Here is a 12,845-nt window from a genome sequence, read left to right as displayed (position 1 = left end):
TCCATAGTTTATGGGTTAGAGTCGGTCTAAACTGACCATGAAAATTCGACTACCGAGCTTGAGTGACCAAGATTAAAAAGGCGGCATTTCGATAGGGGAGGGTTTTCACTTGGCCATCACGAAAGTCAACGGCGTTTGCCCCTTCGCCCAATCGAGAGTAAAAGCCGCTTAAAGGAATCGAATGGTCTGCTGTCCAATAATCACCTTTGCGCACCCTAGGAAAAAATCCGCCACTGATTTTGGCCTGCCCATTTGGAACCGAGAGGTTAATCAGTGTGGAGAGCTCGTCCGTTGTGGGGACTCGCCAATCACTGCGGCCACACAAGGATTCGGCGTTGGTTCGAGTGACATGGTCGAAACTGTCGCAGCGACCATCGTCAAAGAAACAATCGCCGCGATCTGGGACACCTCGCGTGCCATCAAACCATGAGTACGACCAATACGAATCATGGATGTTTTCAGAGTCTGTTTTTACTTCCCAGAGTAATCCCGTTTTCTTATCCAACACGCAGCTCCAAGGCCCACTCCAGATATCGATTGGTTGACCTCCCATAGTTATCTTTTGCCATCGTGATGGTTGTGGTTCTTCTTGCTCAATAGGGTTGAAGTAAGCGATGACTACTAAGCTTGAAATCAAAGTAGCGAGTATCGACAGTCGTTTGATCATTGTGTTACCTCAAGTGCTAAACGTATGCCTTGAGCATGTCGCGTGTGTGCTATTTGGGAATGGTCAAAAGCGGCAACCCAAAGGCATACACCATCACGTATTGCAATGTCCTGAGCTGATCCTGTATCTAATTTTCGAGCGATTTCGAGTGACCATGCTCCGTTGTTCCACTGCCCAAATGCACGGACATCACCTCGGTCACCTTCAAACTGATTGGAGTTATGTAATACCGAAGGAAGGGTCGTCTTGAGGGGAGATTGCTCAATGTTATGTGAGTAAACCTTAGTGTCGTGCCAGCTCAGGTAAGGAGCGTGATTCGTAGATTGGTTGATAGACGAAAAAGAGCCGGTTAGGTCTGTATTAGGCAGTCGTTTCGGGGTGACGCCATTAGGTGAATACCACTGCCAATTCATGACGTAAGCCCCAGATTCTTTGCCGTCAGTCATATAGCCAGCGGTATAGCGCCTCTTAGCTGGGTCAACTTGCTGAGGAGTAGTGAACGAATTGTCATCCGCCTGATACATGCCATTGGTTCGTACAGCCTTCCAATGCCATAGATCACGAAGGCTGTTATCTGGCGAATAGTGATAACCTTTGCCGTGCCAATTGGCAGGTTTTCCTTCTAGTGGCTTAGGCCCAAGGTGAGCGGTTCCATCGGCGCCTAGGTTGCATGAATTGGAGATCATGATTGCAAGTTTGTCTTCATAGAATTGCTTTTCGTCGAAGCGATAAAAGCCGTCTTCTTGGACTTGCCAACCTTTGTCTGTTTTAACCAAAGGGAGGTGATCCAGACTTTCGGTTGGATCATCCCAAGTGATGTGGAAGAAAATATCCTGCTGGTTCTGGAGCGCTTTGATACTGATGCGAGTATACCCATTTTCAAACCCTTCTCCACCATAGGTTTCTACGTAGGTCGACGGTGTATTTTGCCAAATGGGCTCTTCGGCAATGCCATCAATGTTGATAACTTGCTCTGAAGGTAGGGTTGTGGCCGTCAGCACCGCAGAGGAAGTCAGAAAGATGCCCGCCCAAGGGAGAAGGGTAAGCGTTAATACTGCTAATATTTGCAGTATTTCATGCTTGGTTATTCGAGTTGAAAAGATAGTGAGAAATGTCGCCACACCATATTGGAGAAAGTAACCGCCAGCGTGCAGAAATAAGTAAAGTAGTGCCCCGTGTGCAAGATAAAAGTGAAGCTTGCTTGCATCACCTGCGTAACCGCTAAGTAGCAGCCACCCAGTCACAATTAATGCAGGGAAGAGCACGTAGCTCACTTTAATGAAGCGTTTGTTAAATGCGTTGATGCCTCGACGCTGGCTCGATTTAACACTCGGCTTGAGCTTCCAACGATAAATACAATATGAGAGCGCCAAAGCACTTAACGCAATACCGGAATAGATGTGGATGGAATGCAATTGCCCTTGAGGAAGCCACACCGAGAAGAAAAGCCATTGCGGATGGCTTACTGTTGCAATGCGAAAGCCTGTTAAAAGATTCATCAGAACACACAGCATGGCAAAGCCATGCAGCACGACCCAAAGTAGTGTCCGTTTCATTAACCAGATTGAGCAAGTTGATAAGGGTGAGCCAACTTTAAAGTAAATGATTCAAAAGGATAGGATATGAATCACATATGAATAATGTTTAATATGAATTTCTTGTCGTTGTAACAATTGGGCGATGGGGAACCAGTCAATGCTATCACTCAAAAAGGCGGCCAACATCGCGATTTCCATGCTTGGAATCTTTTAGCTCATGGCTTATCTAGTATCAATAACTTATATGCGCTTGATGGGACAACCTATCAAAGGACGCCAGAACTTTCGTTCCGGCGCCTTCCATTTTAGGCAGTGAGATCAGCGGTTTGTTTATGGTTGGAGAAGGTTTTCCATACCATACGCGGTGTAGATCGTCTGCATGGCTTTTTCTGTTGAGGCGTTAATCTCGCCTATTACTGGGTTTAAACCTGTTCCGTCAACAACCGTTCTAAAAGTACGTTCTTCCGGTATGGTTTCTATCAGTTTCAATATTGCATCAGCAACCATTTGAGGGTTTGGAGCGTCTTCTGCATCGTGGCTCTGCTCAGTCCCTGCCCACATCTGCTCTGGTGCATTGGCATGTTCGCCATAACTTTGTGAAACGGCTGTGTCACTCGACTTGAGTAAATTGGCGCCGAAGTCTGTGCCAAACCCGCCTGGCTGAACAATCAGCGATTGAATTCCAAACTGAGTGAGCTCGGCGCGATAGTTTTCGACCAGACCTTCAACCGCATGCTTTGAAGCGTTATAAGAGCCCAGGAAAGGCAAAACGAACTTACCCAAAATGCTGGATATCTGAATAAGAGTGCCTTGCTGCTGTTTTTTCATATAAGGCAAAACAGCTCGCGTTAGTCTTTGAACACCAAAGACATTGATATCAAACACTTTCTTGAAGTCGTCGATGGTGAAGCTTTCCTGCCAACCCAGAGTTCCGACACCTGCATTGTTTATGAGGATGTCTATTGTTCCTGTTTTTTCTAGGGCATGCTGCACACCTCGAGTCACGCTTTCATCATCGGTAACATCAATGTCAACGATCATGACGCCTTTCGCTGCAAACTCGTTGGCGATGGAAGCATTGCGGCCTTGCGGGTCGCGCATTGTCCCAATAACGGTGTAACCATTGTCACTAAGTGTATTTGCGGTCAGGTAACCGAAGCCTGAATTGACACCTGTAATAAGTACTGTCTGAGTCATAATATGGTTCCTAATATATAGATTGTGTAAGTTGTGGACTGAATAATGAACGATTTACTTGTCCAGCAGCTCTAACATGGCTAAAGCGACACCTGTCGATGATTTGTTGTTCTGACCTGTGACTAGCTCTCGGTCGACAACAATATGTGGCTGCCAATCTTCTGCACCACGAGAGTAGTTGCCGCCTGCTTTTATTAATGCGTCCTGCGGCCAGTAGTACAACTCATCGCCTCCTAGGTAATACTGAGTAGCTACTGTTTCTTCGGAGTTGCTGAATGTGGTCATGTTGTAGTCGTCATAGATCCAACCTTTGGCTGGTTTTGCTCCGGAACCACTCTTCATTTGCGTTTCGAATTCTTTGCTGTTGTCTAGTGACGAAAGGAGAGCCACAGGGCCATGGCAAACCAGCCCAGTAGGTTTTGATTCAGCATTGAAGTAGCGTAAAAAATCACCTAACTGATCGTTGGCAACCAAATCGCCTAATGGTGCGTGACCACCAGGTACAAACACTGCGTCATAATTTTCAATCCCAATTTGTTCAACGCGTGAGAAGCTAAGTACTGGGCTAAGCTCGGAATTTGTTAGTTGGAGTTTGTTCAGTAATGCTTTGTGTGCTTCGTAGTTGGCCTTACTTTCATCTAAGAAGTGGCCAGGAGTATCCGAAACGGGATCAAGCGTTGGTGCTTGTCCTGTTGGTGATGCGAAAGTCAGTGTGTGCCCTGCGTCCAAAAAGATTTTCACCGGTTCCATCAGCTCATTGAGATAGAAACCAGTCTGGTAGTCGTAGCCACCTTTTAACTTCATCTCAGATACGTCAGATAGAACGACTAAGATATTGTCAGCCATGGTTACAGGGCTTGCGATTAAGGCTGCTAGGGTAAGAAGCTTTGGTGTTTTCATGTTGTTCCCTCATTAGATTACGTTGGATTCGAGATAAGAATATGTCTGCCCTATTCATTAATGAAATTAATTGGGGTAATCTAGGTATGAGTATTTTTAATGGGATGTAATGGATGTCAAACATTTCGGATATTGAGCTGAGCCAACTTAGGCTGCTGCAAATTATCTTTGAAACCAAAAATCTTACCCAAGCAGGAGAGCGGGCAGGGCTAACGCAATCGGCTGTGAGTCATACGCTTAAAAAGTTGCGTCACAGTTTTAATGACTCTCTAGTTATCCGCCAGGGTAATAAAATGGTCTTAACACCCAGAGCGGAGTCACTTCAAACATCCTTAGGACGTTGGCTGAACGACTTTGAGAGAAACATTCTTTTCCAAGAAGTATTTGATCCCTTGACGTCTGATCGCACTTTTTACATCGCCACCAGTGATCTGGTTGAACATATCCTCGCCCCCCATTTAAGCCGTCATTTTGGGCGAATAGCACCGAATATCCGGATTGTTTTCAGGAAAATTGAAAAACGAGCATTGGCTAGTCAGATAGAGAGTGGGGAAGTGGATTTTGCGATTAGTGTTATAGACTCAACCCACCCTAACTTAATGGTGAGGACGCTTTATCGAGATGATTTCGTTTCGGTAGTGAGAGCAGGGCACCCATTATTAAATTCAAAGATAAAAGCTAAGGACTTTTGCCAGTACCCCCATGTTCTCGCTAGCACAGGCAATGATAATCGTGGCATGGTTGATGATGCACTTGAAGGTTTAGGGCTATCACGAGTGATGCAATACAAGGTCGCGAACTTCTCTAGCGCACCATACATTGTCGAATCAAGCGATGCGATCCTGACCGCGCCCAGAACGTTTGTCGATTTGATTGCAGGTAAGTTTAATGTGTCGTCTTTTACGCCCCCTGTTGAGCTTGAAAGCTACGCCATGAAAATGTACTGGCATATCAAAAATAAAGACGATCAGGCTAACCGATGGTTTAGAGAGCAAATTTCGGAGATTACCGCAGCAGCAGAATGACTAATGAACGCGGCTGATCGTTAGTTTGCATATCGTGACAGTAAAACTGGTACGCGATAGAGAGGTTTTATGATTCAGGTGGCCTCTCAATAGGAAGGCCATCTTAAATGGGGGGATTCACTGATTTATTTTGGTCATCCTCTTTTTCAATTCTCTTTGAAGAGTGTTGATAGCGTAAGGCTTCATTGTTTTCCAGTTTTGACACTCTTCGCGTGTTCGAGCACACCCCAAACACCAACCTTTTGGACCTGAAAAGTCACACATATCAATACACGGGCTTTTTTGTTTCTTCATATCATCCCTTACTTACATGTAGCGGTTCGGTCATAGTCTCTGTAGTACTTTCTCAATGCTGGCTTCCAGCATTCGAAGGCGATTGAACTCTTCAAATAGCCTCTGTTCGAGATTTTTAAAGTTCAGAGGCAGCGTACGCTGGCAAATACCATAGCTATTATCCAGAGCTTTATAACCTTTCCAGCCTTGGATTTGCTCACCTTCTAGCTCCTTTAACTGGCGAATAAATTCAGATTGAGATGGGCAATCTTCCTCAGCGTGAACGCATACCGGAAACTGTTTTTGCTTGATCTGCGGTGCTTCGATGAAGGTCTCAAAATGGACACCGCCTTGGTTGTGATTGAACCAATTTTCTTTGTAAAGCTGAAGGTAATTTCCGCGATTGTAAATTCCCCAGCCGTCATCAAACCAGCTTGCTTGCTGGAGCATTTTCTCAAGGTTACGGAAGACACCTTTAACATCTTTCATCGGTTGATTCTCTTGTTTTACTTCGATAGCAGATACAAAGCTCAGTGCGTTATGGGGGAGAGCCTTGTATCTGAAATAAACTATACTCCCCCATAGTATAATATACTACCCCCTAGTATAATGTGAGTGCTACATTATCAGGTAGAATCTCGCCACTGAATAAAGGGAGTGAGTAAGCCATGTCACACATAGCGAAAGATCAAAAGAAGCTCAAAGCACGGGTAAGCAAGATACAAGGTCAAGTGAACGGCTTAAAAAAGATGTTGGATGAAGAACATGAATGCCAAAACGTGCTCCAGCAAATAGCGGCGATTCGTGGTGCGGTGAATGGCCTGATGCGTGAAGTGATCAAAGGCCATTTACAGGAGCATGTTGTACTTGAAGAAGACACTAAGCAGCGAGAAGAAGATATGGATATCGTGCTGAAAGTGCTGGACTCCTACATCAAATAATCTTGCTCAAACGATCCCATTGAAGCTTTAAACCGAGGCTGCTCGTTACATTCCTCTTCAGAAAATCGCCTTCTTCCTATGTTTGACATAGAAAAAAGCGCTGATTGCGATGAACAGAAACGTAAAGTAATAGAAAAATGAAGAGAGTGAGGCGATGAAGTCGATGTGCTGTTCTATCTCCTGCTCAGTATAATTCTGAGACACCAGCTTATAGTAGTAGGCGTATAGAATACCGATTGAGCCGTATCCTAAGTTGAACATTAAACCTTTGAAACTCAACACCGTTGCTCTGTTGTGAGACTCAGTCTTTTTATTGAGGTGATAACTAATGAAGATGTTCATCGTCATGATAATAAAGATGAGTAACAGGGCAGGGATTACCCCATAGATTGACCACCCTAGGCTGATCCAATAGTACGTTGCCATGCTTGCTAACCCCATGATCGCAATAAACCTTTTGGGGGCGATACGTTCCGCTAGTTTACGACTCTGCCCAGCCAATAGGATTTGCAAGACGCTTATCCCCGCACCGATGAAGCCGAAATAGATAATCGGAATATCTATTGCGCGATAGTATTGGCTGTTCATCGTTAAGAACATCCGCGATGTATGCTCGAACAAGCTGTAGTAGAGCAATATGAATAATACGTAAGGGGTGGAAAGCACCCACTTACCCGTATTCAGTGTTAATTTGAGGCTGGCGATTGTGGTGGCAAATTTGCTGTCGTGCACAGGCAATGCACTGTTGTCTTCTTCCATATTTATTGCGGCATAAAAGGCGATAAGCGCAACGAACAGAGTGGCATAGACTGGAATCCGCATGATGTCTTGTGTCTTTTCTGGAGCGTCGAGGCCAAGGAGGTTAAACACCGACGCCATAAAGTTCACGTCATACATGGCTGCGCCAATTAGGGTGACCAAGATCCCCACGCTAGAGGAAATACGCAGTTGGATCTGCAGTACTTGCGGCCAGACGTCTTCTTTCCCTTGTTCTTTGAGTGTGTCGTAAGCCAAAGCCTCGTCGGCGCCACTCGCTAATGCCATCGCCAAGCCACTCAACACTCGGTTAATCAAAAAGACAAAGAAAACAATAGTAGGGTTACCCGTCGGCACGAAAGCGATCATGGCGATCTCTATAAACATGACCACCGAAGATAACACCACCAGCTTTTTACGCCCCAAGGTATCAGCAAAGGCGCCAGATGGGACTTCTGCAAGAACAATGGTCGCCGCCCAAACGACGTTAAGCATCGCGAACTGAGACAGGGTTAAGCCATAATCGAGATAGAGTAGGGTGAATACAGGGTAGTAAAAACGCGCAAAGTAACTGCTCCGAAAGATTAAGAAGCTGCGGACATTACGGATATGAAGAATTTCTCGGAGCGTCATGAAGCATTCAACATTTTGATGATCTTAAGATTATGTATATACCTTTTGAGGCTCAATGGTAAAGGTTTTGTGCTTGATTTAATTAGATTATTGCCACGTTTAACCCGTAAGTGAAGGAAAGCGCGTTCAGAACTTGTCTCGCGATGAAACCGCTTTCCAGTTGAATGGCCGTTATTCATCCATAGTAAGTGGTGTATTTGTCAGCATAGATAGTAGTCTTGCTACTCGTTTCCTCATATCACGTCTATCGATAATCATATCGATTGCTCCATGATCCAAAAGAAACTCACTTTGCTGGAAATCTTCGGGCAATGTCTCACGTACGGTTTGTTCGATTACACGACGCCCAGCAAAGCCGACTCTTGCCTTTGGTTCGCCAATATTAATGTCTCCAAGCATCGCTAAGCTTGCGGAGACACCACCGTAAGTTTGGTCAGTGAGTATTGAAATGTAGGGTAATTTAGCAATTGAGAGTTGTTTCAATGCTGCACTGGTTTTAGCCATTTGCATTAACGCCATCAAGGACTCTTGCATCCGAGCGCCGCCACAAGCCGAAAAGCAAACCAAACCGCAGTTGTTCTCTATCGCAGTGTTAACAGCTTGAACAAACCGAGCACCCACCACGGAACCCATCGAGCCGGCCATAAATGAAAACTCAAAGGCGCAGGCTACAACAGGTAGGCCCATAAGCTCACCTTTCATTGCGATTAACGCATCTTTTTCGCCTGACTCTTTTTGAGCCAAAGCAATACGGTCTTTGTATCGTTTTTGGTCTTTAAAGCACAGCGTATCTCGTGGTTCATGATGACTCGCAATTTCAACGTTTTCCCCTGCATCTAAGAAGCGATCAAGCCGACAGCGTGCTTTCATTCTCATGTGGTGATTACAGTGAGGGCAGACGTCCAAGTGAATTTCCAGCGTTTTGTAGTAAAGAACTTGATTGCACTGAGGGCATGTTTTCCATAAGCCTTGCGGTATTTCTGATTTTCCAGCACGGACAATATTCTTTTTATGTATTAGCTTTTCAAGCCAACTCATGAGTCACCTTTAGTTGTTTAATCCAGTTCATGCATTGTATAAACCCAAATTAGGCAATAAAGTGTGATTAATGAGTTAGTAAATCCAATTTAATGAGATAATCGATCGTGCTTGAGAAAATTGAACAGCAATGGCTGACAAGTTTTCACTCTGTATATGAAAACATGAGCTTTAAACGTGCATCCGAGTTTCTCCAGTTGCCAACTTCCAACGTCAGTCGCCACATCAGTATGCTCGAAGAGCGGCTTGATACACGACTATTTGATAGGACGACTCGAAAAATAGCTCCGACAAACGCGGGAGAACACCTATATTTGCTGACGCAGCCGTTAATGAGCAAATTGAACGATGCACTTGAAGAGGTCACTCGCCACTCTCAAGAAGCTGTTGGGCAGCTTAGGGTATTGATGCCAGACTCACCGCCATTAGCGAATGCAGTGGTCAGCTTTTGCGAGCAGTACCCATCCATCTCATTGTGTTGTGATACGAGCATCAGCCCTAAAGAAGATTTGTTCGATGGGTTTGATATTATCTTGAAATTCCATCGCGGACGTCTTGAAGATTCAAATCTGGTTGCGAGAGAGATTAAGCGCTGGCCGAGTGTTGTTGTTGGTTCTCCTAAACTGCTAGAGCGGTACCCGACACCTTTTCAGACGACTGATTTACAACACATTCCATGCATCAGCAGCCTGACCGCAATAAACGGAACTCCGTGGGTTTTCAAAAAAGGTTGCGGCGAACTTAGTACTCAGAAAGTACGATCTTCGTTTAAGGTCAACAGTGGTCATCTGGCGAAAACGGGTGCTATATCTGGGTTAGGGCTTGCGATACTACCAATTGAAACGTGCCAAGCTGAAATCAACTCAGGTGCTTTAAAGATCATAGAAATGGAGTACCAACCCGATGACTTGGTGCTTTATGCCTTTTACGCATCAAGAAAACACGTAGCCAATAAGATTCCTATGTTTATTGAGCATATTAAGCAGCATGCGAATTTTGGTAGCTGAACAGCGTTCTAATTCGCATGATGTATTCGAATTTGGCTGGCTGAAAGTAATATGGTCATGAGTGTAAGCAAGGGAACCCCGAAAATCATAGGTTATCCAAACATTGGCGTTCCCAAGCTGAGAGACTATGAAGGGCAGGGGGACATACCTTCAGTCCGCCAAACCTTGTTCATATCATTTTGCCTCACGTAACGAAGTTAAATTAGAATTCGTAGAACAGACGTACACGAGCACCGAAATCATCTTCTTCAGCAAAGACAGATGCGTCTGATTGCTGATCCAACTTGTTGTCGACGGTTGTGTAGTATGTACCTAGAAGAATCGAAAAGTCTTGTACCTCCAGTACATCACGGAAAGCGTAAGATGCATACCATGTTGATACGTTTACGTCGCCTTCAGCCCACGAAGAAAACTCTTTATCTTCATACTCATTTATCGAGTGAATGTAACCCAATCCAAAGTTATTCCACAGTGCATTAACGCCTGCTGATAAGTTATTTTCGTCAACGGCATCTAAGTACGCAACGTTGGCATTTACTGTCCAATCACCGCTCGTCCAGTTACCTGTTAAGCCATAACCTGTACGATCCGAGATATCCACGCCATCAGCGACAACTGCGTTAGAAACGAGGTTGGTTTCAACCGAAGCAGCTACTTTGAAATCACCTATTTGGTAAGCCACAACTGGACGAACTAAAAACGAATCTTTGCTCGATTCGATCTCTTTACCGTGGTACTTGCCGTCAAGGCCGTCATCGAACAAATTAGAACGATCACCAAGCATAGCGCCAACTTCAATGTAGAGATCACCAAATGTTTGGCTATACATGATTTGTCCGTCAGCGCCACGGCCACGGGCTTCTTTTGCTTGGTATGAATATGCAGCTCCATCTGAATACAGATCATTCGCTGTATCACCTGAGTATTCTAGGAATACATCAAGGCCAACAGGGAACATGTCGTAAGCTTCAAATCGCCCCGCTTTAATTGCCCAGCCATCTTTTTTACCAAACTCAAAGTACGCATCATCCAATGCAATATTGCCTGTGCTCTCAAACAGCGGCTGCGCTTTCACACCTACATAGTGTCCCTTACTTGTGTATTTTTCGCCTGCAAACTCAATTAGAACGCGGCCGTCTTGGTTAAACTCACTGTCGTCACTAATGTGTGATTCACGATCTTGGTAGTTGAAGTTCAGCTCCACATTACCACCAACAGAGAAGTTGCCTTCTTCAGTATCAACAATGCTGATTCCAGCGTTTGCTGTCGTTGCGGCCATTACTGCAGCCGCAGCAAGCGACATTTTTAATGTTAAACCCTATATTTTGGCAATAAGAGGCCCTCCCCGACGAGGGCCTTATTTTTTGTTTTGGAATAATTTACTGGTGGCTAGCGAGTAGCCTGTATCGCAGACATGTAATGCAGTGTGCCACTTGCCTGATTGAGAGAGACTAGAGACAACTCATCGATGAAGATTCGAGAGGTGAACACTGTCTTGCCGTTGTCAGCAAAAATTTCAATCGCTGAGTTATCGACAAAGACGCGAATGGTTTGCGCTTGCTCTAGACGATGAGCATAGCGAACCGTGCCGTATGCTTCTGCATGTAGGTGAGAGACTTGAGTACGGTCTAGAATTAACTCATCTTGATCGCCTCGGAACACCATCTGCTCACCTTTCTGGTTAGCCAGAGTCAAAGTGAAAGACTCATTTACATTCAACTCTATCTCGAATGCTCGTGACGTTAGCTCTAGAGCTTCAGAGTCCTCGACATCAATCGAACTTTGGCGCAGTGCTGCAAGCTCTTTCAATGGTTTTTGAATTAGGTAGTCGCCATCGATGATCAACTCACGTGGTAGCGTAAGCATATGCGCCCAGCCGTTTTTATCCGTCGGATAGTCGCTCTTTGAGTTACCCAACCAGCCAATAAGGATGCGACGTTGCTGGTTGTCCAGATACGTTTGTGGTGCGTAGAAATCAAAGCCTTTGTCTAGCTCTCGATAGCCTTGGTTTTTGAATACTTTCGATTCAAAATCAATAGGTTCACCCACCATATAAACCACAGAAAATACGTTTTTAAGGTCATATTTATTCTCTGAGCTCACGCCCTGTGGTGAGAAAATATAAACCCCATTTTCATCCGTCTCGTAGTAGTTTGGGCACTCCCACATGTAGCCAAAATCTTCTAACCCCACATCGATATCACCTTGGTGATGGTAGTCATCAATGTCGCTACCGCGGTAGTATGCCAACGTGCCCTTTTCGTTATGACCTTGAGCGCCAATCAGCATGTGATAATCGTTGTCACGACACACCAACACAGGGTCACGAATCTCTGCGGTATATGCGCTCGGATCGAAGTCAACCACGATACCTTTCTTTTCCACATTACCTTGCTTGTCCATAATCGCGAGAACTTGAGTCGGATGACGTTGGTCATTCTCCTTTTTCAAGTTCGCTGTGTAGAAAATGTACAGCTGGTCATCGTGTGGTACACCAACACCGGTATAACAACCATGATGGTCGTAATCTTGGTCTGGGTACATCGCGATACCGCGGTCAGTAAAGTTCACGAAATCTTTGGTCGATACGTGGTACCAGTGCTTTAACCCGTGCACTGGGCCAAGCGGGAACCACTGGTAGAAAATGTGGTGCTCGCCATTGAAGTAACTCAAACCATTCGGGTCATTCAACAAGCCGTGCTTTGGTGCAATGTGGTAGCTCGGATAAAACGGGTCAGCTTGTGTTTTGTGCTCAATATCCGCCAAATACTCCTCGCTCACCTCATGAATTCGGACAAAGCGGTTTTGACGATTAGAAAAATCCATAACAACTCCAGAAAATGCTATTCACTCAAATTAGTGGTGAAAAA

Annotated in this window: 13 protein-coding genes; 3 read left to right on the top strand and 10 right to left on the bottom strand. The window is 45.0% G+C overall.

The features are described from left to right. Positions 1–49: 49 nt before the first annotated feature. The 4 genes from FIU99_RS09465 to FIU99_RS09450 all read right to left on the bottom strand — a co-directional run bounded on the left by FIU99_RS09465 (position 50) and on the right by FIU99_RS09450 (position 4,302). The gene (locus FIU99_RS09465; protein ID WP_019274642.1) at positions 50–667 is read right to left on the bottom strand and encodes a DUF1566 domain-containing protein; all 618 of its coding nucleotides are present in this window, start codon (positions 665–667) and stop codon (positions 50–52) included. Next, positions 664–2,223, bottom strand: coding sequence for an ethylbenzene dehydrogenase-related protein (locus FIU99_RS09460; RefSeq protein WP_039952501.1), 1,560 nt, complete (start codon positions 2,221–2,223; stop codon positions 664–666). The genes FIU99_RS09465 and FIU99_RS09460 overlap by 4 nt, the downstream gene beginning before the upstream one ends. Before the next feature lie 312 nt (positions 2,224–2,535). Further along, positions 2,536–3,402 (bottom strand): SDR family oxidoreductase, encoded by an 867-nt coding sequence (locus tag FIU99_RS09455; protein ID WP_006962548.1) that lies wholly within the window; start codon positions 3,400–3,402, stop codon positions 2,536–2,538. 54 nt (positions 3,403–3,456) lie between these two features. Next, positions 3,457–4,302 carry a type 1 glutamine amidotransferase domain-containing protein gene (locus tag FIU99_RS09450; protein WP_006962547.1) on the bottom strand — a complete coding sequence of 282 codons (846 nt, stop codon included), beginning with the start codon at positions 4,300–4,302 and terminating at the stop codon, positions 3,457–3,459. Positions 4,303–4,415: 113 nt separating this feature from the next. Here FIU99_RS09450 and FIU99_RS09445 point away from each other — a divergent pair, with 113 nt between their 5' ends. Continuing rightward, positions 4,416–5,327 carry a LysR family transcriptional regulator gene (locus FIU99_RS09445; RefSeq protein WP_152472230.1) on the top strand — a complete coding sequence of 304 codons (912 nt, stop codon included), beginning with the start codon at positions 4,416–4,418 and terminating at the stop codon, positions 5,325–5,327. Between the two features lie 117 nt (positions 5,328–5,444). Here the strand turns inward: FIU99_RS09445 and FIU99_RS09440 are convergent, their stop codons facing one another. Next, positions 5,445–5,621, bottom strand: a complete 177-nt coding sequence (locus FIU99_RS09440; RefSeq protein ID WP_081261491.1) for a DUF1289 domain-containing protein — start codon at positions 5,619–5,621, stop codon at positions 5,445–5,447. A gap of 30 nt (positions 5,622–5,651) precedes the next feature. After that, the gene (locus FIU99_RS09435) at positions 5,652–6,089 is read right to left on the bottom strand and encodes a hypothetical protein (RefSeq protein WP_152472229.1); all 438 of its coding nucleotides are present in this window, start codon (positions 6,087–6,089) and stop codon (positions 5,652–5,654) included. A 179-nt stretch (positions 6,090–6,268) separates the two neighbouring features. On the opposite strand from FIU99_RS09435, the gene rcnR reads away from it, so the two are divergent. Next, complete coding sequence (gene rcnR, locus FIU99_RS09430; RefSeq protein WP_152472228.1) at positions 6,269–6,541, top strand: Ni(II)/Co(II)-binding transcriptional repressor RcnR; 273 nt, start codon at positions 6,269–6,271, stop codon at positions 6,539–6,541. 57 nt (positions 6,542–6,598) lie between these two features. Here rcnR and FIU99_RS09425 read toward each other — a convergent pair whose 3' ends face one another. Beyond that, positions 6,599–7,930 carry an MFS transporter gene (locus FIU99_RS09425; RefSeq protein ID WP_006962542.1) on the bottom strand — a complete coding sequence of 444 codons (1,332 nt, stop codon included), beginning with the start codon at positions 7,928–7,930 and terminating at the stop codon, positions 6,599–6,601. Positions 7,931–8,101: 171 nt separating this feature from the next. Continuing rightward, on the bottom strand, positions 8,102–8,968 hold the full coding sequence (gene accD, locus FIU99_RS09420) for an acetyl-CoA carboxylase, carboxyltransferase subunit beta (RefSeq protein WP_152472227.1): 867 nt from the start codon (positions 8,966–8,968) through the stop codon (positions 8,102–8,104). Positions 8,969–9,075: 107 nt separating this feature from the next. Between accD and FIU99_RS09415 the strand changes: the two genes are divergently transcribed. After that, entirely contained in the window at positions 9,076–9,975 is a 900-nt protein-coding gene (locus FIU99_RS09415) for a LysR family transcriptional regulator (protein ID WP_152472226.1), read from the top strand. 202 nt (positions 9,976–10,177) lie between these two features. Here the strand turns inward: FIU99_RS09415 and FIU99_RS09410 are convergent, their stop codons facing one another. Together FIU99_RS09410 and FIU99_RS09405 are read right to left on the bottom strand one after the other, a co-directional pair. Beyond that, positions 10,178–11,278 carry a carbohydrate porin gene (locus tag FIU99_RS09410; protein ID WP_152472225.1) on the bottom strand — a complete coding sequence of 367 codons (1,101 nt, stop codon included), beginning with the start codon at positions 11,276–11,278 and terminating at the stop codon, positions 10,178–10,180. An 86-nt stretch (positions 11,279–11,364) separates the two neighbouring features. Next, positions 11,365–12,801: a sucrose-6-phosphate hydrolase gene (locus FIU99_RS09405; RefSeq protein ID WP_152472224.1), complete on the bottom strand. Its 1,437-nt coding sequence runs from the start codon at positions 12,799–12,801 to the stop codon at positions 11,365–11,367. Between the last annotated feature and the right edge of the window lie 44 nt (positions 12,802–12,845).

The organism is Vibrio sp. THAF64 (assembly GCF_009363455.1).
Taxonomy (GTDB): domain Bacteria; phylum Pseudomonadota; class Gammaproteobacteria; order Enterobacterales; family Vibrionaceae; genus Vibrio; species Vibrio coralliilyticus.
The sequence above is the reverse complement of the archived record's forward strand: the minus strand, read 5'-3'. Positions and strand labels throughout refer to the sequence as shown.

Bases quoted from the DNA above. Each gene is read 5' to 3' on its own strand.
- FIU99_RS09465 (WP_019274642.1), bottom strand. From the start codon at position 667: ATGATCAAACGACTGTCGATACTCGCTACTTTGATTTCAAGCTTAGTA.
- FIU99_RS09460 (WP_039952501.1), bottom strand. From the start codon at position 2,223: ATGAAACGGACACTACTTTGGGTCGTGCTGCATGGCTTTGCCATGCTG.
- FIU99_RS09455 (WP_006962548.1), bottom strand. From the start codon at position 3,402: ATGACTCAGACAGTACTTATTACAGGTGTCAATTCAGGCTTCGGTTAC.
- FIU99_RS09450 (WP_006962547.1), bottom strand. From the start codon at position 4,302: ATGAAAACACCAAAGCTTCTTACCCTAGCAGCCTTAATCGCAAGCCCT.
- FIU99_RS09445 (WP_152472230.1), top strand. From the start codon at position 4,416: ATGTCAAACATTTCGGATATTGAGCTGAGCCAACTTAGGCTGCTGCAA.
- FIU99_RS09440 (WP_081261491.1), bottom strand. From the start codon at position 5,621: ATGAAGAAACAAAAAAGCCCGTGTATTGATATGTGTGACTTTTCAGGT.
- FIU99_RS09435 (WP_152472229.1), bottom strand. From the start codon at position 6,089: ATGAAAGATGTTAAAGGTGTCTTCCGTAACCTTGAGAAAATGCTCCAG.
- rcnR (WP_152472228.1), top strand. From the start codon at position 6,269: ATGTCACACATAGCGAAAGATCAAAAGAAGCTCAAAGCACGGGTAAGC.
- FIU99_RS09425 (WP_006962542.1), bottom strand. From the start codon at position 7,930: ATGACGCTCCGAGAAATTCTTCATATCCGTAATGTCCGCAGCTTCTTA.
- accD (WP_152472227.1), bottom strand. From the start codon at position 8,968: ATGAGTTGGCTTGAAAAGCTAATACATAAAAAGAATATTGTCCGTGCT.
- FIU99_RS09410 (WP_152472225.1), bottom strand. From the start codon at position 11,278: ATGTCGCTTGCTGCGGCTGCAGTAATGGCCGCAACGACAGCAAACGCT.
- FIU99_RS09405 (WP_152472224.1), bottom strand. From the start codon at position 12,801: ATGGATTTTTCTAATCGTCAAAACCGCTTTGTCCGAATTCATGAGGTG.